Consider the following 462-nt stretch of genomic DNA (forward strand, 5'->3'; position numbering starts at 1 on the left):
CATATTTCCCCTTGACCTTATGCTCGGGGATCTCGTCGCGGCCGTAGATGTCACGCTTCTTATTGTAGTCGACGGTGATGAAGGCGCCGCCATCCTCCTGGGCCAGGATGCCGGGATAGGCGAACAGGTCGTCCTCATAGCTCTTGAGCTCCAGCGCCGTGGCCCCATATGCAGGAAGAGCAAGGATAAGAGCGGCTGCAGCGAGCCGGCGGATCATATCAATTGTGGACATCGCGTCCCTTTCCCGATAGAGCCCGGCTGGCATCTTGCCAATGGAGCCTTGCTAACGCAGTTTCCTGGTTATTCGCGAACTCTCAGCCTTCTGGCAGAATCATGTGATTCGCGGAACCAACGATCTCCGAACTGGAACAGATGAGCCAAGCCCTGAATCTCTTCGACGACATGCCCGAAGCCCCCAAACCGGAGCGTCAGACCGTGATACCGGCCAAGGCAGCGGCACCC

General features: G+C 58.0%; 1 protein-coding gene. It reads right to left on the bottom strand.

Annotated features, from left to right (window positions below; all coding sequences use genetic code 11):
- Positions 1–232: hypothetical protein (locus AC1D0P_RS29215; RefSeq protein WP_477679933.1), on the bottom strand; the 232-nt coding region annotated here is incomplete at its 3' end.
- Positions 233–462 lie beyond the last annotated feature (230 nt).

Source organism: Polaromonas sp. P1_G2 (assembly GCF_056405515.1).